The following is a 20,861-nucleotide window of genomic DNA, read 5'->3' as shown; positions in this document are numbered from 1 at the left end:
CCTATACACGTGCACGTGAGAAAATTTTCGGTGTTAACCAAGCTAAAATAAAGAATAAAGCTGGCAGTAACATTTGCATCAAGGCATAAACTGCACTGGTACGTCGACTTGCACCATTGGCTAAAGTGACGGCTTCAGTGGTGATAGTATTAATTCGACCAGCACCGGCTAACAGTGTCGGTAAATATTGGCTGAAACTAATGGCTAACCCTAAGGCACTAGCGATTAAAATGGGCGATATTAATAACGGTAATTTTAACTGCCAGAATATTTTTGAAGGAGCAGCGCCTAAGCTAGCTGCTACCGAACTAAAGCGAGGGTCTAAGCGACGGTAGCTATTAGCCAAAGATAAAAATACGTAAGGTAAAACAAACAGTAAGTGAGCAAAGATCACGTTCAAGTAGGTATTTTGGCTATTCACTTGCTCGAATAACCAGACTAATCCAAATAGGAAAGCAATACTTGGAATCAACAAGGGTAGATAGATAATTAATCCACTTACTGCAGAAATAGTTTTATTGCTTTGTTGCTCAGACTCTAAGGCAAACAGGGTTAATACGATGGCGAGTAGAGTACTACTAAAGGCAATCACTAAGGTATTGAATAAAGGTGCTTGCATCTGAGTTAAGGCTGATTGCCAATGCATAGTCATAAACTGATCTGGCAGTAGGTTAGGGTAAGACCAGAAACCTGCAAAAGACCAAAAAACCATGCCTAGTAAAGCAAGGATAATGGTGCTGACCATCACAAAGGTGATCACATCAGTAATAAGTTTGATGATCATGCCACCGTGTTCACGTTCACCATTTGTTAACCAGGCTGCGCTACATTTTTTTACCAATAACTCGATACCCCACCAAGTAACCAATAAAGATAAAGTCACTAGGATTTGTACGATAGCGCCAGAAGAGGCTTTTATACGCAGGCTTAAATCTACATCGTTAAACCATTGCATAATCGCCACCGCTAAGGTTGGTGGTGTGTTTGGTCCTAAAATTAATGGGATTTCCACGCTGGCACTTGAGTAAGCTAATACTGCTAAAATAGGTAAGCGCATATAACCGTATAAACTAGGTAAGATAACCTTAAAGAACCCAGTCATCGGGCAGTAACCTAAACTCGAAGCTACCTTGTGTTGTTGTCTAAGTACTTTACCTATTTCTGGTTGAGCCAATACACCCAACGCAATTAATAGTAAAAAGGGTAACTCTTTTAAGGCTAAGCCTAAAATGATGCTTAAACCATAAGGGTCATGGGGAAATAACCAATCTGGTGGTGTATCCCAGCTGGTTAACCAAGGTGAAAAAAGACGTGATAAAAAGCCTGATGGTGCAATTAAAAAACCAATGGCAATCGCTGCTGCCGCATGTGGAATCACTAAAATAGGGCCCAGTAAACGTTGAATGCGTTTTAACCATGGGCTATTAAAGTAACTGGCAAGTATTAACACGGTTATAAGGAAAGCGAGTAACGTACTTACCAAGCTTGTGCCATAACTGAGCAGCAACATGCGTTCAATGCCAGGTGTGGCAAATAGCTCAGTGAAACCAAATAAACCAAATTCAGTGGCGCCCAAGGCTGGGAACCAACCAAAAGCGGGTAACAACACCCCTAATAACCCGCCCAATACAGGGACAACCAGTAGGGCGATCATCACTGCTGGGCTAGTACGAACGGTACGTGTAAAAAATGTATTAGCAACAATCATTATTGTACTCCATAACGGGCAAGCCATTGCTTAGTGATCACAGCAGACCAGCTAGGGTGCAACTCACTTAATAGACGGGTGTTATCAACATTAATAATAGTTGCACTTAAATGTTGTTGTTCGGTCATATCGAAGTAAGCATGTTGTGTGGGTGTCAGTTGCGATAAATCTAATACACTACTATCACCCCACACTGACGTTTGTTGTTTTTTTGCCTGTGCCTCAGGGCTTAATAGGAAATTAGCAACGACTTTAGCGCTGTCTAAATGTGGTGAATTATAGGGAATAGCAACAAAGTGGATATTGCTTAAACTGCCGTCGAGCATACGGTAACTACGTGTACTATCCGGTAAGTCATATCGAGCAATGGCAGAAGGAATTTCTGCAGCAGAAAAAGTGAAGGAAACTTGTAACTCTCCATCTCCACTTAAACGGCGTAAGGCAAGGCCATTGGATACAAAGTGATGACCTTGACGCCATAAGTTAGGGTGTAATTGCTCTAAAAATTCCATAAGGCTGGTAATATTTGCGCTTCACTTTCAGCCGTAGCTGCTTGGTATAGTTTGTTCTTGATATCTTCTGGTTGGTTCTCATTTAAAATAATTAAGGCATATTTTAAAAAGCTCATCCCTAAAAACTCTGGTGGTTTAGGGTAAGTAAATCGACCTGGATGTTGTTTTGTCCAGCTTAATAGTTCGGCTAAGGTTTGTGGTGGTTGTTGGACTTTTAGACTGTCGTAATAGAAGGTGAGGGCTGCTTGTCCCCAAGGTGCTTCCATGCCTTCGGTTGGTACACCAAAGTCACGTGTCATGGCCGGGTTGTTTTCTGGATTAGTGAGGGCAAAGTTAGGCAGTTTATCGGCCCAGTCTAAGGCTAATAATTTATGTTTGGCCATCGAAGCAAAGTTGGCTCCGTTGATCCAAACTAAATCAACTTGACCGTTACGGTGATTACTGGCTGATTTTTCAGCGAGAACCTGGCTTACCGCTTCACTGGTGTCGGTGAGTTTCACATGGTGTAGGTCAATGTCATATTGTTGCTTCACTTGCTGAGCAACCCATTGAATGTAATTATTTATTTGCTGATCACCACCCCAAGCATGAAAGTAGACACTTTGTTTAGCGCCACGCATTTCAATATTTTCCCACATCGCCGCAGCATTAGACTGCGACTCCGCGGCAAAAACAGTTTGTTGGGGTAATAAAAGAAGTAATAAATAACAAAGTGCTTTATAAAAGCCAGTAAAACTATGCTGGCAAATTTTATTAACGGCTTGCATTAAGATTCCAATCATAATCTAAATATTTAACTTTAAACTTTTGATTTTTAAGTGTCGATTGTTGTGCTTCAGTTAATTGCAGTGCATCAACATATAAGTTTATAAAGCCCTGGATAGATTTCGTTCCTCGAAATCCTACTTCAAAATCTTCGTCGTACCATTTAAAAATAGACGACAGGTTGAGATTGTTACCTTTGATGTAATTACGGCTTGAATCAGTCAAAAAACGCTCAGTTTGTTGTGTTAATTGCTGCTCCAATTTATCCGCTGTGTATGCCTCTTCGCGTAAAGCTGGGCAACCAATACTGGCGCAGTTTACTGCAAAGTGGATACGTGGGTCGTTATAACGACCACTGCCACGAATCAAACCATGTTCAATATCATTTAAACTGATGGTTTTACCTAACAATGGGACAAACTCTTTGTCCCATGGAGAGCTAAATAAACTGCCGAGGTCTTTAATTGAATCTAAGTCAGGGTATTTCGTTAAGATAAACTCAACTGTCCATGCATTGTAAGCATTGATTAAAAAAGCTAACTGTTTCTCTTTTGACCAAGCATCAAACTCTGTGCGTGTTGTCTCAGCTAGTGAGTCTAGGTACGTTTGTAGTGTATCTTCTTGTTGTTTAAAGCCTGCATAGTCAACGGCGGTACTATGACCTTGGTTGATTGGCGTAATATGCTCTGCTAACAAGTTAGTCCAAGTGCTGTGTAAATTAGTCGTTGTCTCAGCGTAAGCGCTGCTTAACATTGAACCACTTAATATTGCTGCTCCCAAGGTGAAGCGCACTAGGGCGCTTACCTTGTTTGTTGTGTGTTGGATTGCTGATTTCATTATCCGCGTCTCCAAGTGTGGTATTTTTCTAACCAATTTAGAACGGTTTGTGGCGCATGATTTCTTTTCCATTCACCGGCAGCGTATTTATTACCTTCAGCCCATGTTGGGTAACTGTGGATCGTACCTAGGATTTTGTTCAGTCCTAGACCATGTTTCATGGCTAATACAAACTCTGCAATTAAGTCACCAGCATGTTCAGAAACAATCGTCACACCTAGAATTTTATCTTTACCTTTTGGTGTAATTACTTTGATGAAACCTTTGGTTGCACTGTCTGTAATTGCACGGTCTAACTCTTCAAAATCAAAACGAGTGATTTCATAATCGATACCTTTTTGTTTTGCTTCATCTTCGTTAATACCAACGCGTGCTACTTCTGGGTCGATAAAGGTCGTCCAAGGAATAACGCGGTAATCCACTTTAAATTTCTTCAAGTTACCAAACAGACCATTTACTGCAGCGTACCAACCTTGGTGTGCAGCAACGTGTGTGAATTGGTAAGGGCCAACAATATCACCTGCAGCAAAGATATTAGGGTACAGTGTTTCTAAGTATTCGTTGGTGACGATAGTACGGTTGGTTTCAATACCTAGCTCTTCTAGGCCGTAACCTGTTAAGCGTGCACTTCGACCTACAGCACATAATAGTTGGTCGTATTCAATCTCAATCTCTTCATCGTTATGTTTAACAATGATGTATTTTTTGCCATCTTTAGTTTCACAACGTAATGCTTGGTGTGAGGTTAAGATGTTTACGCCACTCTCTTTTAATGATTCGGTAGCAAACTCAGACACTTCAAGATCTTCTTTGATCATGATGCGCTCAGCCATCTCAATTTGCGTCACGTTTGAGCCTAAGCGAGCAAAGCTTTGTGCTAATTCAGAACCGATTGGACCACCGCCTAATACCACTAGTTTTTCTGGTGGTGTCTCTAATTTAGCAAACTCAGTCCACAATGTATCACTAGTCACGTAACCTGTTTCTTCGATACCAGGTAGTGGTGGAACAAATGGACGAGCACCGGTTGCGATAACAATAGTACGTGTTGTTAACTTCTTCTTAGTACCATCTTCGTAGCTAATCTCTACTGTCCAAGGGTCAAGGATTTTTGCGTAACCTTTTTCTACTTCTACACCTAGGTCTGTGTAACGTTCAACACTGTCATGTGGTGCTACATCAGCAACCACTTGATGTACACGTTCCATTACCTTTTTGAATGAAAACTGTGGTGTTGTATCTTCTAAACCGTAATGGTGAGCATTTCTAATTTGCTCTGCAATTTTTGCACTTTTGATGATCGCTTTACTTGGTACACAACCATAGTTTAGACAGTCTCCACCCATTTCTCCGGCTTCAACTAAAGTTACTTTCGCTTTTACAGCAGCTGCGATGTAACTGGTTACTAGGCCACCTGCACCAGCGCCAATAACAACCATGTTACGGTCAAACTTAGCTGGTTTAGTCCAGTTTTTGTAGACTTGACGTTTTTTAATCATATTAACAATACCTTTTGCAATAAGTGGGAATATACCGAGTAAAACAAATGAGACGATTAAGCCAAAAGACAAGATGCCTGACAGACTATCGATTTTAGCTAATTGTGTACCTGCATTAACGAAGATAAATGTACCGGCTAACATACCAATTTGACTTACCCAATAGAATGTCCACGATTTAAGTGCGGTTACACCCATTAGTAGGTTGATTAGGAAGAAAGGGAAGATTGGCACTAAACGTAAAGTGAATAGATAAAATGCGCCTTCTTTTTTAATACCTTCATCAATAGCAGATAAACGTTCAGGGAAGCGTTGCTTAAGTGAATCTCGTAACAGGTAACGTGATACTAAGAACGAACATAATGCACCAATACTCGAAGCAAATGATGCAATCACTAAGCCTTCAAATAAACCAAATAGAGCACCGGCAGCTAAGGTTAAAATAGCCGCACCAGGCAAAGCTAATGCAGTGACTAATACGTATAATAGAAAGAAACCACCAATCACTAACACTGGAGATTGTTCACGTAATGAGGTGAACTGATCCATTGAACCTTTTAACCCTTCAAGGGTGAGCAATTGATGTAGGTTGAAGTGAAAAAACAACCCTATTAATCCGATTGCTAGTATCAAGAGTACTATCTTTTTTAACATAATTTATTAGCCTTTATATGATTGCACGTTAATGCTTTATTACTGGTCCTTGCTAAGCATTAACTGCGGGTTGTTGTCCGTTATTAGTATGTGTGAGCAATAATTTATGATGTCATTATTTAAAGCTCTCATACCAAGACCCGAGAAGGTTTAATTTAATTGCTTAATTTTTTAAATAATTACAATTATTTATAATTAACTTTTAAATGGGTGGTAAATGTTGCTTATTTAGCCTTTATTTAATTAGAGGTATTTTTAGTCTAGAAGAGGTTGTAGATATTGTAAAAGTTTAACTGTGTTTTTTTAAGCGGTAACAAAAAAGGATGCCCTGAGGCATCCTTTTGATTTTTCATTAATAATTGAAACTAGCTAGACTAGATTTTACAAGCGCCGCCTGCACAACCATCATCTTCGATGACTTTCTCATCATCAGCACCATCACGGGTGTTATGGTAGTAAAGTGTTTTTAATCCCATCTTGTAAGCCATTAATAGGTCTTTAAGTAGAATTGTCATCGGTACTTTACCGTCATCAAATCGTTTTGGATCGTAGTTAGTATTTGCAGAGATAGCTTGGTCAACAAATTTCTGCATGATACCTACTAGTTCTAAATAACCCTTATTATTTGGAATACTCCATAATAACTCGTATTGTTCTTTGTATTTATCAAACTCAGGAACAACCTGCTTCAAAATACCATCTTTACTTGCTTTAACACTAATGAAACCACGTGGAGGCTCAATACCGTTCGTTGCATTAGAAATTTGGCTTGATGTTTCAGACGGCATCAAGGCTGACAATGTTGAGTTACGTAGACCATCTTTAACTATGTCTGCACGTAGTTGTTCCCAATCTAGGTGGTAACCTTCATCACAAATCGCATCTAAAGATTTTTTGTAGTTATCTAGCGGTAAAATACCTTGTGAATAACGTGTTTCATGAAACTTCTCACAAGCGCCACGTTCTTTAGCTAACTTGTTTGATGCTTTCAATAGGTAGAACTGAATCGCTTCAAAGGCTTTGTGTGTTAGGTTGTTTGCACTACCGTCAGAGTATCTTACTCCGTTTTTCGCTAAGTAATAAGCGTAGTTGATTACACCTATACCTAATGTACGGCGGCTCATGCTGCTTTTTCAGCAGCAAGAATTGGGTAATCTTGGTAATCTAACAGGTTATCAAGTGCTCTTACTGCAAGTTCAGCTAACTCTTCAATCTCATCTAGTGACTCAATGGCCCCTAAGTTAATTGCAGATAAAGTACAAAGCGCGATTTCACCTTCTTCATCTTTAATGTGCGTTAACGGTTTAGTCGGTAACGCAATTTCTAAACATAAGTTACTTTGACGTACTGGTGCTACTTTACTATCAAATGGACTGTGTGTATTACAGTGGTCAACATTTTGAATGTAAATACGGCCTGTACTTGCACGCTCTTGCATTAACAGAGAGAACAGCTCAACCGCAGGGATTGAGCTCTTACGAATAGACTCATCTGCTTCGTATAGGTGGTATAAACGTTCAAACTCATCTTGATCTTCAAAGAAAGCATCGTATAACCCTGGTGTATCAGAAGGGCTGAATAGGGTGATCTCTTTCTTGTCAATTAAGCGTTGGTAGAATAAACGACCCAGTTGTACACCGTAATCCAGGTGACGGACACGGTTTGATTCAATACCACGGTTATTTTTAAGTACCAGTAGTGACTCAACTTCTAAATGCCAAATTGGGTAGAAGACAGTTGCAGCACCACCACGCACACCACCTTGTGAACAAGACTTAACAGCCGTTTGGAAGTGTTTGTAAAATGGAATACAACCTGTGTGGTAAGCTTCACCACCACGAATGTTACTACCCATTGCACGGATTCGACCTGCATTAATACCAATACCTGCACGTTGCGATACGTATTTAACAATCGCACTAGAGGTTGCATTGATAGAGTCTAAGCTATCGCCCGTTTCAATTAATACACATGAACTGAATTGACGAGTTGGAGTACGCACTCCAGACATGATAGGTGTCGGTAGTGAAATTTTAAATTGTGACGTCGCATCGTAAAAACGCTTAATGTAATCTAAACGTGTTTCTTTATCGTAATCAGAGAATAAACAAGCAGCTACCATTAAGTATAAGAACTGCGCACTTTCGTAGATTTCGCCCGTTACACGGTTCTGTACTAGGTATTTACCTTCAAGCTGTTTTACCGCTGCGTAAGAGAAGTTTAAATCACGAGAGTGGTCAATAAACTGATCCATCTCTTCAAACTCTTGCTTAGTGTAATCTTCTAGTAAATGTTCATCATATTTACCTTTAGAAACCATCTTGCTCACGTGTTCAAATACACTTGGTGGCGTGAAGCGTTGGTAAGCGCGTTTACGTAAGTGGAATACTGCTAAATGTGCCGCAAGATATTGGTAATCTGGAGACTCTTCTGAGATTAAATCAGCAGCCGCTTTAATGATCGTTTCATGGATGTCGTCAGTACGAATACCATCATAGAATTGAATGTGAGAATTTAACTCAACCTGAGAAACTGAAACGTTGTTTAAACCTTCTGCAGCCCATGTGATGACGCGATGGATTTTATCAAGGTCAATGGGCTCTTTTTTCCCATTACGCTTAGTGACAGACAGGTTTTTATTCATTTTTAGAGGCCTTTGCTTGATGTTAGTAGAGTAAAGCGGTAAGCGATTTAAGCTATCTTTGCTCTAGTGTGTGTTGTTCAAATAGAACACAACATGTAGTGTTGCTTTAAAAGAAGAGACACAAGATAAAGCTTTTTGAGAATTTTTCAAGGGATAAGTTTTGTTAAATTAGTGGATAAAATTGTGGACAAATAGAGATGATTTAAGTTGGTTAGTAGTCACTAACAAATGGTTTCAGTTCAGCTCTGTTTTATAGGAAATGCAAACATTATTTTAGCTTTTTTTCACAAGAAATTATTTGAGGTAGAAATATCTTTTTTGTAAAATCAGAACTTGTTCATGTTTTTATTATCTTTTTTCATTGTTTTTTCTGTTGCATTTAGTGCTTGATTATAGGCTTAAACTATCTACCAAAATGTAGGTGGCATCTGGTTGTTTTTTGCTAATATGCACTTACTTTTAATATGCGTTAATAAGGTTGAATTAAGTTGTTTTTCAGCAATAAAAAACGCTTAAATAACCTGTTATACACTGAAAATATGACCTTTAAAGCGTCTAAAAAGGTGAGGGGGAAGACCATTAAAGAGAGGTTATTCACCTTAATGGTGGCTGTTCTCCTTGAAAGTCGATTTAGGGGGCTTAACTTGCCCCGAAAGCAATGAAGTTTAAGTCGTTACTTTGTGGATAATAGTTGTTGTACAGATTGTAATTGTGTTGGACGGACTTCGCGTGCGACTTCATTCCCATCTTTTAATAAAATTAGTGTCGGCCACAGCTTGACCTTAAATGCGCGTCCCAACCGTTTGCCTTTTCCATCAAAGACTTTGATATGTCTTAATGCATTATATTCCTTATATTCAGCGAAAGTGGCTTGGACTAATTCGCTACCTAATTGACAATGTGGGCACCAAGGAGCGCCAAATTCAAGCAAGGTAAGTCCTGTTAACTTACTTACTTCAGCAAAGGTAATGGTTTCTTCTTGATACTCAGGTTGGAAGCCAAGTTGATTCGTTTCCATGTGTTTATCCTTTTCGTTATGTTCAATTAACAGCTTGCTAATGATAACAATTCCAATATAAATCAGTTCAGCGATATTTTGAAAGTATCAAGGTTATTGTAACGTTTTGAGAGGGAAGCCATACATTAAGCCTGATGTTTCTGTGTTATCTATTTACCGTTGTTAATCACCTTGTATTAATTTTTTTCATGTTAATTTTAATATTAATCATTTTTATTCATGTTTGTTTTCACGTATAAAATACCTACTGCTGTTTAATGCTAGTCAATATTGCCGTTATTTTTTCATTTTAGGCTATCGATATTACTAAAAATATTGGCTAGGAGCCTTATAAACAGGGACTGTGCAGACTATATGATAGAGAATTGGAGTTAAAATGATGAGTACAGATTTTACATTTAAGATTAATAGCACAACGTTAGATGAGCATTATCAACCGGCTGACAATACACGAGCGACAACTAATTTTGCTAATTTAGCGCGCGGAGAAAAACGTCAAGATAATTTACGTAATGCATTAAAGATGATCGATAATCGATTTAACCGTCTAGCTTCTTGGGATAATCCTAAGGGCGATCGTTACTCGGTTGAACTTGAGATCATCTCTGTTGAAATGGATCTTGAAAAGAGCGGTCACTCTTTTCCCTCTATCGAAATGTTAAAAACCAATATCGTTGATCATACAACAGGTCAGCGTATTGAAGGGATTGTTGGTAATAACTTCTCATCTTATATCCGAGATTACGATTTCAGTATTTTGTTATCGGCACATAACAAAGATAAACCTTCATTCACTGCACCTGAAAATTTTGGTGAGCTACATGGGAAACTGTTTCAGTCCTTTTTGAACTCTTCTGCTTATAAAGCACACTTTTCTAAAAAACCGGTGATTTGTTTAAGTGTCGCTGAGACTAAAACCTACCAACGAGTGGGCAATCAGCATCCGATATTAGGTGTTGAGTATTTGCCTAATGCCAGTTCTTTAACAGAACAATATTTTAACAAGATGGGTTTGCAGGTGCGCTATTTCATGCCTCAACAGGCCACTGCACCACTGGCGTTCTACTTTATGGGGGATTTATTAAACGATTACAGCAATCTGGAATTATTAAGCACCATCAGCACCATGGAAACCTTTCAGAAGATTTATAGACCTGAAATATATAACGCTAATACGGTGGCTGGTGAGACTTATCAACCTAATTTACAGAACTTGGATTATTCATTAACGCATATTGTATATGACCGTGAAGAGCGTAACCGTTTAGGTATAGCACAGGGTAAGTTTGCTGAGCAGCACTTTATTAAACCCCATCAAAAACTTTTTGAGCAGTTGAATACCCAAGCTGTTTGTTTAGCTTAATGATCTAAGAAAATTGTAAACACGAATTTAAGAAATCTAAATAGGATATATTGATGAACGTATTATTACCCACCTCTACAGCGGGCAGCTTGCCAAAACCTTCATGGCTTGCAGAGTCAGAAACACTATGGTCACCTTGGAAATTAGAAGAACAAACATTAGTTGATGGTAAAAAAGATGCATTATGTTTGTCGTTACATCAACAGCAACTCGCTGGTGTTGATATTGTCAGTGATGGCGAACAAACCCGTCAGCACTTTGTGACGACTTTTATCGAACACCTTAATGGCGTGGATTTTGAAAACCGTAAAATCGTTAAAATACGAGACAGATATGATGCCAGTGTGCCAACTGTTATCGGCCCTGTTAGCCGACAAAAATCAGTATTTGTTGAAGACGCTAAGTTCTTACGTCAACAAACAGACCAGCCAATTAAATGGGCCTTACCTGGGCCTATGACCATGATAGATACTTTATATGATGATCATTATAAAAGCCGTAAAGAATTAGCTTGGCAATTTGCAATCATCTTGAATCAAGAAGCAAAAGAGTTAGAAGCCGCTGGCGTTGATATTATTCAGTTTGATGAGCCCGCTTTTAATGTGTTTTTTGATGAGGTGAATGATTGGGGAATTGCCTGTTTAGAGAGAGCCATTGAAGGGCTTAAGTGTGAAACTGCAGTACACATTTGTTACGGTTATGGCATTAAAGCCAACACCGATTGGAAAAAAACACTCGGCAATGAATGGCGTCAATACGAAGCTGTGTTCCCTAAATTGAAAGCCTCTAATATCGATATCGTTTCTCTGGAGTGTCACAACTCCCATGTACCGATGGAATTATTAGCACTTATACGTGGTAAAAAAGTAATGGTGGGGGCGATTGATGTTGCAACCAATGAAATTGAAACACCAGAGCAAGTCGCCAATACTTTAAGGGAAGCACTTAAGTATGTTGATGCCGATAAACTCTATCCTTGCACCAATTGCGGTATGGCACCTTTATCACGCGAAGTTGCAAACGCTAAATTAAATGCACTAAGTGCTGGCGCCGCGATTGTTCGCCAAGAGCTAACCGCCTAGTCTGTTAATAAGAAATAGTTAACACTCAATGTGCAATCTTGAACATTGAGTTTTTGCTGTCTGAAGTTTATATATTCATCTGCTTATGATTAATCTTCAAGAATGGGGTTAAGGTAAGCTGCACCTAGTTGTCGCATTTGACGTTCAACCCAAATCACTCGTTGACTAAGTTTAGCTGTTAAGTTGCGTGGATCTCGGGTACGTGGGCTAGGTAATAAGACGGCTAATTGTGCAGCTTGGTGTGCAGTTAACCGGCTTGCTGCTCTACCAAAGTAATGTTGGCTGGCTGCTTCTACACCATAAATGCCTTTCCCAAACTCAGCGATATTTAAATACACTTCCAAAATACGTTTTTTGCCCCAAGCAGCTTCAAGGCTGACTGCTAGACCTGCCTCTAACCCTTTACGGATAAAGCTTCTACCCGACCAAAGGAAGATGTTTTTTGCCGTTTGTTGAGTAATGGTACTCGCGCCACGTAATCCATCACCGTCATCATATTGCTCAAGTGCATCAACAATCGCGGTAAAATCGACACCATAATGGATTGGAAAACGCTGATCTTCAGAAGCCACTACCGCCAATGACATAGAAGTGGGCAGTTTATCAATACTGATCCATTTTTGAGTGACAGGGTAAGGGCTTTGTAGCATAAATGCAGAGGTTGGTAATGGTACAAAACGAAACAGCAACAAGGTTAATGTCATCAATACCAGTAACCGCCACAGGACATACCAGATCTTGCCTAATAAACTTGATTTTTTCTTCTTTGCCATGTGTTATTTCTCTTTGGTATTCACGATGTTATTAAATATCCTTTAGTAAACTAAGAGGAGACAACCTAAGAGCATGCCATATTTTCAATATTTTATCTCTTTTTGCAAAGATTGGGTCTGTTCTGAAAATAGATGGGGTTTGGAGTAAGTGTTTTTCCAGCTCAACCTTTAGGTAAACAATAAAGGAGAGCTGGATGGGGGTGAAGCTTTTCTTAAATGATTAATTCAGTGGTATTAAGCAACAATAGCGTGTTCAATGTCGTAATCTGCTTGTTTATTTTTATTACCCCATGCTTTTTCATGGAAGAAGTAAGCAAAAGAGTTAATTGTTGGCTCAATGGTAGCCATTAGTCCACCGATGAATGCATCGCCAGTTAAAGCGTAAGTCACTGCAAAGGCAACATTAAAGTGAATAACCGCAAAGCTGATTGTTTTCGCTTTAGTCATTGACTCACGTTTTTTAAGGAAAGGGACGTGTTGCCAAACTTTTTCATGGAAGTAAAAAGCAACGGTGTTGATTGATGGTTCGATAACCGCAATCAAACTGCCTAATAAAAAGTCACCAGTTAATGCAAAAGCAACTAAGGTTGCGATGCTGAAGTGGATGCCTGCAAAAGTAATTGTTTTAGCCATTGTGTGTCCCTCTTAAAGTATGTCTCTGTTATGTGTGGCTATTATTGATAGTTATTCTCATTAAGTAAAATGGGTAGTTTCTATACAATTGATAGGTTTTTTGTGTGGTTATTTATAAATTGATAGGTTTTTGTGTTTTATTTTGGGGCTGTATTTCTCAAGCTGTTGAATTTAAAAAGTTAAATTAGCTTGGTTAGAGAAGGTGACAATTCGGCGGAGTGGAGTTTTTGTATTACAGATAAAAAATTGTGGTGATTAACAGGTTTTATTAATGTTAGGTAGGTTTATTGTTTTTAGACAGAAGTGATAAAAACCGTTATTTAAACAGTTTTTATCACTGAGCAAATTAATTACTGCTTGTTAGGCGCTTCAGAAGGACTTAACTCAATATTATAAAAAGTAGCTTGAGCGTAATCTCCATTGGCTTTATCTACTAACCAATCGCCTGTGCCAGGGCAGTTTGTATACCAAATACCAGGTGCATCTTTAGTACTACATTGGTTATATGCACCTGCTTTGAAGTAAAACCAATCCTGTTGATATCCGTCTGGGTTATCTAATGCATCTACCTTACCGTAAGCATCGATATTATTAGATAAATCAATTTGATAATTAACTTCAGCTTGATTATTGGTGGTAAAGGTGAGGTGCATAATATTGTTGTGCACGTTAATTACATAACTAAAGACCTCCCCCAATGCGATTCCTTTAGCAGACGGATCAACTGGGTTTTCCCAAGTATTTCCCCAAACTGGATAGGCAACATCGCTACGATTAGGATCTTTTCTTGGTAGGTTCTTCTCATAGGTCCAAAACACTGAGCCCGTGGTATGGTTTGGCCATTTTTTATAATAAATTTTAATGGGTTCATTACCCCAACCAAATTGATCATCTGTGTCATATAAAAGGTATTCATCTTTTCCTGCATGTATTTGACCCACAACCATAGAATAAGCAGGTGGTTTATTCGGGTAACTCAGCGTGCACAGACACGGCATCTACTTTTAATGTGGCTTTTAATTGTCCACCGATATCGGCAAAATCCTTTGAATCGTGGTTTGAAGCAAGTGCAAAGTTATTCATCTCATCTTTAGGGCTGCCGCCAGACGCACCATTCATCATCTGTCTTAGTTCACTACGTGTATTGGTGGAACCAGTGGTTGTTGCTGCTCTGTTCGGTGCCACAAAGATCACTTCACCTTCTGTATTGGCATGGAAAAAATCAGCGTTATAAAAGGCTTTAATATCATTGACACTGACCTCTCTTACTTTGCCGCTATTGCCCTCCATAGGCAGTGTGATTTTCCAATAACTTAAATCAATGATATCGGCAGGTAGAACACCACTTTCTGGAGGAGGTAGAGCACAAGCAGAGACAAGCAAAGATAGACTGGCACTGCTCAATAGATATTTTAGAGGTGGATAATGCGTCATAGAAGCTTCCTGAATTAATGTAAGTAATAGATAAATTCAGTGTAACCTTAACGCTTGTCATATTTGTAATACAATTAACTAATTGTGAGATAAATCCTGTTGATGGTAGCTTATTCTTTAACTGTCTTGAGGGAGCAGCCTTAAAATACCTTTACCATCAATGCCTAAATAAATATAACCATCATTACCTTGTATTACATTTCTGACCCTACCGATACCGGCTAATAACTTAGTTTGTTTCAACACTTTGTTGTTATTTATCTCTAGCAAGACTAAATGCCCATATTTCATTCCACCGAGTAACACCTTACCTTGCCATTGCGGGTATTTATCACTACTGACATAAGCCATTCCAGAAGGTGCGATGGAAGGATCCCAATACAATTTAGGTTGTTCCATTCCTGGTTTTTCAGTGATGTCAGTATAATTAGTGCCGATGTAATTAATGCCGTAACCAATCACAGGCCAACCATAGTTTTTACCTGCTTCAATCAAATTCACTTCATCACCACCTCTTGGACCATGCTCATGAGACCAAAGCTGGTTAGTATCGGCGAGTATCATTAAACCTTGTGGATTACGGTGTCCGTAGGAGTAGATCGCTTTTTTAGCCTTGGCTTGTTGGTAAAAGGGTTAGCCGTCGGGATGCTACCATCAAGGTTTAATCGATAAATTTTACCGCCATCCAATGATAGATTTTGTGGGTTTTTATCTCGTTGTCCTCGGTCACCAATAGAAAAGTAAACAAACTGATCAGTCACGGCAATTCGGCTACCATAATGCTGGCCTTTATTAGAATCACCTTCGCCCTGATATAGCTGTTTCTGCTCAATTAACTGATGATTATTTATATCTAATTTAGCTCGCATCAAAGCTGTGTTACTGGCTATTTTATTGTTATGGGTATATTGGCTAGCATAGGTGAAGTAGATGATCTGGTTGTTTGCAAAATCAGGATGCAAAGCAATATCAAGTAAACCACCTTGTCCATAGGCATGTATCTCAGGTAAACCAGTGATTTCAATAGAAGGTTTGCCTTCAGTTAATAACCATAATTTACCTGAACGTTCTGTTGCTAGCATTTTACCATCAGGCAATTGAACCAGTCCCCAAGGGATAACGATATCAGACTAAATTACGTGTGTTTGATAAGCTGATTTATCTTCATACATCGGCAATGAATGTTCAGCCTGCACCGTTGAAACTAAAAAGCTAAGGTAAATAAATAGTAGTGCCTGTAAATATCTGTTCATTGTCACTTCACTCCTTGAAAGCCGTTACTTTGATTTGAACATTACACTGTTAATACAGCACGATAAATATGTTGGAGGTTAATTGTTGACCACTTCATTATGCGAAGTAAGGGAATAGTTTACAAGCATTTTGGATGCTCGCACTTTTAGCTACCTTTGAGCATTAGCCTCCTTTATATATTTAATGCAATCAAATCTCTTTTTATTAGGTCTTCTAAACACAATAGACCCACATCATCGATGTTAGAGGTTTGAAAATCGATAAGTTAGTTGAAGTTAAATCACTTAATAATCAAAGAGGACATCCATGAAAAAACTAATTACATCTGGTTTGTTAGCTGTTGCCATGTTCAGCCAGCAACAAGCGCTCGCTGAAACCTTTAACAGTGGCATCGATTCAGTTGCCTTAGTTGAATTATTTAGTTCCGAAGGTTGTAGCTCATGCCCTCCTGCGGAGAAAAAGCTAAGTGAATTAGTGGAGAGCCCGCAATTATTTAAAACATTTGTACCAGTTGCCTTTCATGTTGATTACTGGGATAGGCTAGGGTGGGCAGACCGTTTTGCTTCACCTGAATACACGGCTAGGCAATATAGTTTGTCATCAACGGGTAAGCAACGTAGCGTTTATACTCCCAACTTCATTATCTCTGGTAATGAGTGGAAAGGCTTTTTTAGAGGGCATCCTATAGAAGGCGCAGTAGGAGCGATGCGCAAAAGTACCATTGGTAATCTACAAATTGATTACCAGTCATCAGATTCTCTGCATCAGGTAAAAGCGGTGTTCTCTCCAGAGCAGGGTTTTACTGCCGATCCAAATAAACCCCTTATCTTATCCGTTGCACCATTGGGTATGGATTTACAAACTCACGTTAAACGTGGTGAAAACCGTAATCGACAACTACGTCATGAATTTGTAGCGTTAGATTGGCAAAAAGTTGCGATGACCTTTGAAAATAACCAATGGGTAGCAACATTGAATTTATCTAAAGATGCCCATCAAGAACAAGCGCAGGCAATTAGTGCATGGGTGAGTAACGAAACTAGCTTAGCGCCGATTCAAGCGGTTGGTGGATATATTCAATAGCGAGTAATTAGCTTTATATTCAGAAACTAATCATGATGCCGATGATTAGTTTCTGGCTGTTTTAAATTAAACAATCTTAAATAGCGAGTGCAGTATGACGGCTTAAAAGCTTAAGATAAAACCAGTCGATTATAATAAGTACAGAAGTCTTAGGCAGATCGGGGTAAGATATCAGCTATACACTTTTATCTAGCTCAACCTTGGTATCAATCATTATGAAAACATCTCAGTCTCAGAAAAATACCTCGACTAAACCTATTATCTCAACCTTCGATGAACTTGCTAAGTTAGCAAATTATTCGTTGATGGAGTCGCTTAATTGTGACCCAGATGCAACACAAGATGGTGTTGATCATAGAGCAAGACAAGTTTTCTCAGGGCATTATGTTCCAGTTAAACCAACTCCTATTCAAGATCCGCAATATGTAGCACACAGCCAGCAGTATTTTGCGGAGCTTGGTTTAGCCGACAGCCTAGCTGAGTCTGATGATTTTATGCGACTCTTTTCTGGTGATGCCAGTCAAGTGCCTGAACCCATGCGTCAGTATGGTTGGGCGACGGGATATGCGCTTTCCATTTATGGTGTTGAATTTATTCATCAGTGTCCGTTCCAAACCGGTAATGGTTATGGTGATGGCCGCGCTATTTCCATCCTTGAGGCGGTGATTAATGGTCAACGTTGGGAGATGCAGTTAAAAGGTGGTGGTCGTACACCATATTGTCGTGGTGCCGATGGTCGTGCGGTCTTGCGTTCTAGTGTTCGTGAGTTTTTAGCGCAGGATCATATGCATGCATTGGGTGTGGCGACTTCACGCTCTTTAAGCTTGTATGTTTCAAAAACTGAAACGGTGCAACGTGGTTGGTACGCTGAAGGTTCACGCTCTGAAAACCCAGATATGATGGTTACTGAGCCTGTTGCTATTTCTACGCGCGTGGCTCCTCCTTTTACGGGTTGGACAAATAGAGTTGTTTGCGCGACGCACCCGTGAAGATGATAATCATATCGCCCTAGAAGAGCTGCAAAAAATAGTACTGCACTTGATTGATCGTGAGTATAGCGAAGCGATTGATAGCGGGCTCAGCCTATCTGAAAAAGTAATCCAGTTAGCTAGCGAGTTTCGTGAGCGTCTTACTACTCTCATTGCAAATTGGATCCGTGTGGGATTCTGCCAAGGGAACTTTAACAGTGATAATTGTGCCGCTGGTGGTTATACACTGGATTATGGTCCGTTTGGGTTCAGCGATCTATTTAACCCTCATTATCAGCCTTGGACGGGCGGTGGTAATCATTTCTCATTCATGAACCAACCTAAAGCAGCACAAAGCAATTTTGAAATGTTTTGTTCAGCATTAAAACCGCTATTGGCGACAGAGGAACAGGCTTTAACGGCATTGGAAGAGATTCAAAGCGAGTTTTCAACTGTGATGGAGTCGAAAATGCAAGCTATGTGGGCAGCTAAGTTGGGCCTTAGCAGCTTGGATAAACCTACTCATATGGCAGTACTTCGTGAACTACAGATGTTAATGATGCAAACAGCGATTGATTACACTATTTTCTTCCGTGAGTTATCGTCAATCCCTAAGGATATACGCCCACTTAAGAAGAGCTTTTACAGTAATTTAATCAATCAAAATGCAGCTCAGGATGCAAAAAATGAACAAGTAGATACACGTTGGATTGAGTGGTTTGTTAAATGGAAAGCCTTACTAAATAGTGATTGTGAGGAAAATACAGGTAGAACGCTTGAGACAGTTGCCAAGGAAATGAAACAAGTTAACCCTAAATATATTCTACGAGAGTGGTTCCTTAAACCTGCTTATCAGCAAGCCGGAATAGGGGATTACAGTTTAATTCACGAGTTACAAGCAGTAATGGCATCTCCATACGAGGAGCAATCGCAAGCAGTGGAAGATAAGTTTTATCAATTGAGACCACTTGAGTTATTCAATGTCGGCGGCGTAGCACACCTTAGTTGTTCATCGTGATGGGTATAACCTAGCTAGGTTTGGCTGCCCATGATTAATGGGCAAAGCCTGCCTAATATTCAGTGCTCTATGGTGATATTGATGAAAGGGCATCGGTATAAATTTAGGTGAGTATCGCCGTTGCGAACAAAAGGGCAGCGAACAGGAGTGAGTTCGCAAACACTGCGCTGGCATACTTTGCTTCCCCTTTACGATACCAATTACCGAATATAAATGGCTTGTTAACTTTCATTTTTAGCTCTGAAATGCTCATATTTCTATTTAGCTTATGATGATGCCCGAATACAAAGATTCGCTTAAACAGAATGCAAAAGATCAGGTTGAGCCCGATGACTAGTATTGGCACCACTAAAATTAACGTAATAAAGTCCATTTATCTCCAATAAATAACAGTATTAAATGTACCTAGGGTTTATCAATCATTTCGGCCTTCCTTTTTAACCTAGTGACAAAGCGATGACCAGCACGATTGGCAGTGTGATAATGCTGAAAAAATTGCTGAATAATACCATCGACGCGACTTTTTCAGGTCCAATATCAAATCTTTCGGCAAGCATATAATTCATCACAGCTGGTGGCAGCATTGTGAATAAAAGCAACATTTGTAAATGTAGTGTTGGTAACGGGATAAAGAGGTAGATTGCTATAAAAGCAATGGCCCCTGTGACAAATGACAATACCGTACACATAATGCCAACTTTTAATCCACTAAACCGAATATTACACATCTGTGAACCCAATGATAACAGCATAATTGGAATAGAAGCACCGCCGAGTAAATGAGTCGCGTCATAAAGTGGCTTCCATATTCCTATCCCACTCAAGTTTAATACCAACCCTAATAAAGCCGCTAAAAATACTGGCATAGTCAGCATTTTTTTAATGGGGTTTCTATCACTTAATAAAGCAACACCGATACTAAGGTGCGCACAGGAAGAGATAACAAAAAGCAGTACCGCAGGTGCAAGTGCGGTATTACCAAAAGTGTAAGTAAACAGAGGAATAGCTAAGTTACCGCTATTTCTGAACATATTAGAGGGGGCCCAAACTTTAAAATTTAACTTAAGAATTTTGCAAATGGGGATCATTAATAGGCCCGGTAATAATACCGCAACAACTGATGCAGTAATTAAAGGGAGTTGTCCCATCTCCATTGGCATCACTGCCAAAGATGAAAATACAAGTGCCGGAACAAGTACATCCATATTGATGCGATTGATTGGTTTGAAATCAGGTTTTAACCAGCGCCCAATAAAAATCCAACAAGGGTTATTGCAAAAACAGGGAAAAGTATTCCAACAACTTGAGCAAACATAATCATCCTTATGTTCTAAAAGAGAGAGGTCTATTTTGAATTCGATAATGCGTTTAATTAGACTTTGAAGATGTTTAATAACATAAACTATTTATATCAACAATATAATGCTGCTGGTTATTTTATAGTTTGGATGTAGAGGACGTTTTTGAAGGGACCTAGTTATCTCGTTTTTGAAGGGACCTAGTTATCTCGTTTTCAGGGGGCAATGTGGTAATGGATCGTTGTCATAAATATCATTTAACTCATTCAACAAATAAATAGGCTAGCCATAACCTAACATTACATCTCGTTCCCTCGG

The 20,861-nt window shown here is 39.3% G+C and carries 14 protein-coding genes and 4 pseudogenes; 5 read left to right on the top strand and 13 right to left on the bottom strand.

The annotated features are described in order from the left end of the window. Nucleotide 1: 1 nt before the first annotated feature. From ACLKL2_RS06050 to ACLKL2_RS06025, 6 genes and pseudogenes are all read right to left on the bottom strand, one after another. Entirely contained in the window at nt 2–1,708 is a 1,707-nt protein-coding gene (locus tag ACLKL2_RS06050) for an ABC transporter permease (RefSeq protein WP_413693733.1), read from the bottom strand. Then, nucleotides 1,708–2,987: pseudogene (locus ACLKL2_RS06045) on the bottom strand (ABC transporter substrate-binding protein). Before ACLKL2_RS06045 ends, ACLKL2_RS06050 begins: the two are co-directional and overlap by 1 nt. Next, nucleotides 2,974–3,822: a DUF547 domain-containing protein gene (locus ACLKL2_RS06040; RefSeq protein ID WP_413693732.1), complete on the bottom strand. Its 849-nt coding sequence runs from the start codon at nt 3,820–3,822 to the stop codon at nt 2,974–2,976. The pseudogene ACLKL2_RS06045 and the gene ACLKL2_RS06040 overlap by 14 nt, the downstream one beginning before the upstream one ends. Continuing rightward, complete coding sequence (locus ACLKL2_RS06035) at nt 3,822–5,975, bottom strand: FAD-dependent oxidoreductase (RefSeq protein WP_113818925.1); 2,154 nt, start codon at nt 5,973–5,975, stop codon at nt 3,822–3,824. The genes ACLKL2_RS06040 and ACLKL2_RS06035 overlap by 1 nt, the downstream gene beginning before the upstream one ends. A 374-nt stretch (nt 5,976–6,349) precedes the next feature. Further along, nucleotides 6,350–8,619: pseudogene (nrdA, locus tag ACLKL2_RS06030) on the bottom strand (class 1a ribonucleoside-diphosphate reductase subunit alpha). Between the two features lie 673 nt (nt 8,620–9,292). Further along, nucleotides 9,293–9,637, bottom strand: coding sequence for a thioredoxin family protein (locus tag ACLKL2_RS06025; protein ID WP_413693731.1), 345 nt, complete (start codon nt 9,635–9,637; stop codon nt 9,293–9,295). A 379-nt stretch (nt 9,638–10,016) separates the two neighbouring features. Here ACLKL2_RS06025 and ACLKL2_RS06020 point away from each other — a divergent pair, with 379 nt between their 5' ends. Together ACLKL2_RS06020 and ACLKL2_RS06015 are read left to right on the top strand one after the other, a co-directional pair. Further along, complete coding sequence (locus tag ACLKL2_RS06020; RefSeq protein WP_413694265.1) at nt 10,017–11,000, top strand: DUF1852 domain-containing protein; 984 nt, start codon at nt 10,017–10,019, stop codon at nt 10,998–11,000. Nucleotides 11,001–11,053: 53 nt separating this feature from the next. After that, nucleotides 11,054–12,082, top strand: coding sequence for a methionine synthase (locus ACLKL2_RS06015; protein ID WP_413693730.1), 1,029 nt, complete (start codon nt 11,054–11,056; stop codon nt 12,080–12,082). A gap of 89 nt (nt 12,083–12,171) precedes the next feature. Here the strand turns inward: ACLKL2_RS06015 and mtgA are convergent, their stop codons facing one another. The 6 genes and pseudogenes from mtgA to ACLKL2_RS05985 all read right to left on the bottom strand — a co-directional run bounded on the left by mtgA (nt 12,172) and on the right by ACLKL2_RS05985 (nt 16,181). Beyond that, on the bottom strand, nt 12,172–12,855 hold the full coding sequence (mtgA, locus tag ACLKL2_RS06010; RefSeq protein WP_413693729.1) for a monofunctional biosynthetic peptidoglycan transglycosylase: 684 nt from the start codon (nt 12,853–12,855) through the stop codon (nt 12,172–12,174). A gap of 234 nt (nt 12,856–13,089) precedes the next feature. Then, a complete protein-coding gene (locus ACLKL2_RS06005) occupies nt 13,090–13,488 on the bottom strand; it encodes a DUF2061 domain-containing protein (RefSeq protein ID WP_413693728.1) in 399 nt (132 codons plus the stop codon). A 350-nt stretch (nt 13,489–13,838) separates the two neighbouring features. Further along, a complete protein-coding gene (locus ACLKL2_RS06000) occupies nt 13,839–14,429 on the bottom strand; it encodes a polysaccharide lyase family 7 protein (RefSeq protein WP_413693727.1) in 591 nt (196 codons plus the stop codon). A gap of 22 nt (nt 14,430–14,451) precedes the next feature. Beyond that, nucleotides 14,452–14,922, bottom strand: coding sequence for a polysaccharide lyase family 7 protein (locus ACLKL2_RS05995; protein ID WP_413693726.1), 471 nt, complete (start codon nt 14,920–14,922; stop codon nt 14,452–14,454). A gap of 117 nt (nt 14,923–15,039) precedes the next feature. Next, nucleotides 15,040–16,004: pseudogene (locus ACLKL2_RS05990) on the bottom strand (PQQ-dependent sugar dehydrogenase). A 48-nt stretch (nt 16,005–16,052) separates the two neighbouring features. Then, nucleotides 16,053–16,181 (bottom strand): hypothetical protein, encoded by a 129-nt coding sequence (locus tag ACLKL2_RS05985; RefSeq protein ID WP_413693725.1) that lies wholly within the window; start codon nt 16,179–16,181, stop codon nt 16,053–16,055. Nucleotides 16,182–16,482: 301 nt separating this feature from the next. Here ACLKL2_RS05985 and ACLKL2_RS05980 point away from each other — a divergent pair, with 301 nt between their 5' ends. Then, nucleotides 16,483–17,259 carry a DUF1223 domain-containing protein gene (locus tag ACLKL2_RS05980; protein ID WP_413693724.1) on the top strand — a complete coding sequence of 259 codons (777 nt, stop codon included), beginning with the start codon at nt 16,483–16,485 and terminating at the stop codon, nt 17,257–17,259. 215 nt (nt 17,260–17,474) lie between these two features. Then, a pseudogene (locus ACLKL2_RS05975) lies at nt 17,475–19,245 on the top strand (protein adenylyltransferase SelO). 437 nt (nt 19,246–19,682) lie between these two features. Here the strand turns inward: ACLKL2_RS05975 and ACLKL2_RS05970 are convergent. Continuing rightward, nucleotides 19,683–20,276, bottom strand: a complete 594-nt coding sequence (locus ACLKL2_RS05970) for an AEC family transporter (RefSeq protein ID WP_413693723.1) — start codon at nt 20,274–20,276, stop codon at nt 19,683–19,685. Nucleotides 20,277–20,322: 46 nt separating this feature from the next. Between ACLKL2_RS05970 and ACLKL2_RS05965 the strand changes: the two genes are divergently transcribed. After that, on the top strand, nt 20,323–20,562 hold the full coding sequence (locus tag ACLKL2_RS05965; protein ID WP_413693722.1) for a hypothetical protein: 240 nt from the start codon (nt 20,323–20,325) through the stop codon (nt 20,560–20,562). The last annotated feature ends 299 nt before the right edge of the window (nt 20,563–20,861 follow it).

Origin of the sequence: Psychromonas sp. KJ10-2 (genome assembly GCF_047323255.1) — a bacterium.
In the GTDB taxonomy this organism is placed as follows: domain Bacteria; phylum Pseudomonadota; class Gammaproteobacteria; order Enterobacterales; family Psychromonadaceae; genus Psychromonas.
Note: the sequence above shows the minus strand (reverse complement) of the source record. Positions and strands in the feature narration are given on the sequence as shown.

What these genes read in the sequence shown, in the direction of transcription:
- ACLKL2_RS05965 (WP_413693722.1), top strand. Translation starts at nt 20,323, where the DNA reads ATGGGGATCATTAATAGGCCCGGTAATAATACCGCAACAACTGATGCA.
- ACLKL2_RS05970 (WP_413693723.1), bottom strand. Translation starts at nt 20,276, where the DNA reads ATGTTCAGAAATAGCGGTAACTTAGCTATTCCTCTGTTTACTTACACT.
- ACLKL2_RS06015 (WP_413693730.1), top strand. Translation starts at nt 11,054, where the DNA reads ATGAACGTATTATTACCCACCTCTACAGCGGGCAGCTTGCCAAAACCT.
- ACLKL2_RS06020 (WP_413694265.1), top strand. Translation starts at nt 10,017, where the DNA reads ATGAGTACAGATTTTACATTTAAGATTAATAGCACAACGTTAGATGAG.
- ACLKL2_RS05980 (WP_413693724.1), top strand. Translation starts at nt 16,483, where the DNA reads ATGAAAAAACTAATTACATCTGGTTTGTTAGCTGTTGCCATGTTCAGC.
- ACLKL2_RS06050 (WP_413693733.1), bottom strand. Translation starts at nt 1,708, where the DNA reads ATGATTGTTGCTAATACATTTTTTACACGTACCGTTCGTACTAGCCCA.
- mtgA (WP_413693729.1), bottom strand. Translation starts at nt 12,855, where the DNA reads ATGGCAAAGAAGAAAAAATCAAGTTTATTAGGCAAGATCTGGTATGTC.
- ACLKL2_RS06025 (WP_413693731.1), bottom strand. Translation starts at nt 9,637, where the DNA reads ATGGAAACGAATCAACTTGGCTTCCAACCTGAGTATCAAGAAGAAACC.
- ACLKL2_RS06035 (WP_113818925.1), bottom strand. Translation starts at nt 5,975, where the DNA reads ATGTTAAAAAAGATAGTACTCTTGATACTAGCAATCGGATTAATAGGG.
- ACLKL2_RS06040 (WP_413693732.1), bottom strand. Translation starts at nt 3,822, where the DNA reads ATGAAATCAGCAATCCAACACACAACAAACAAGGTAAGCGCCCTAGTG.
- ACLKL2_RS06005 (WP_413693728.1), bottom strand. Translation starts at nt 13,488, where the DNA reads ATGGCTAAAACAATTACTTTTGCAGGCATCCACTTCAGCATCGCAACC.
- ACLKL2_RS05995 (WP_413693726.1), bottom strand. Translation starts at nt 14,922, where the DNA reads ATGACGCATTATCCACCTCTAAAATATCTATTGAGCAGTGCCAGTCTA.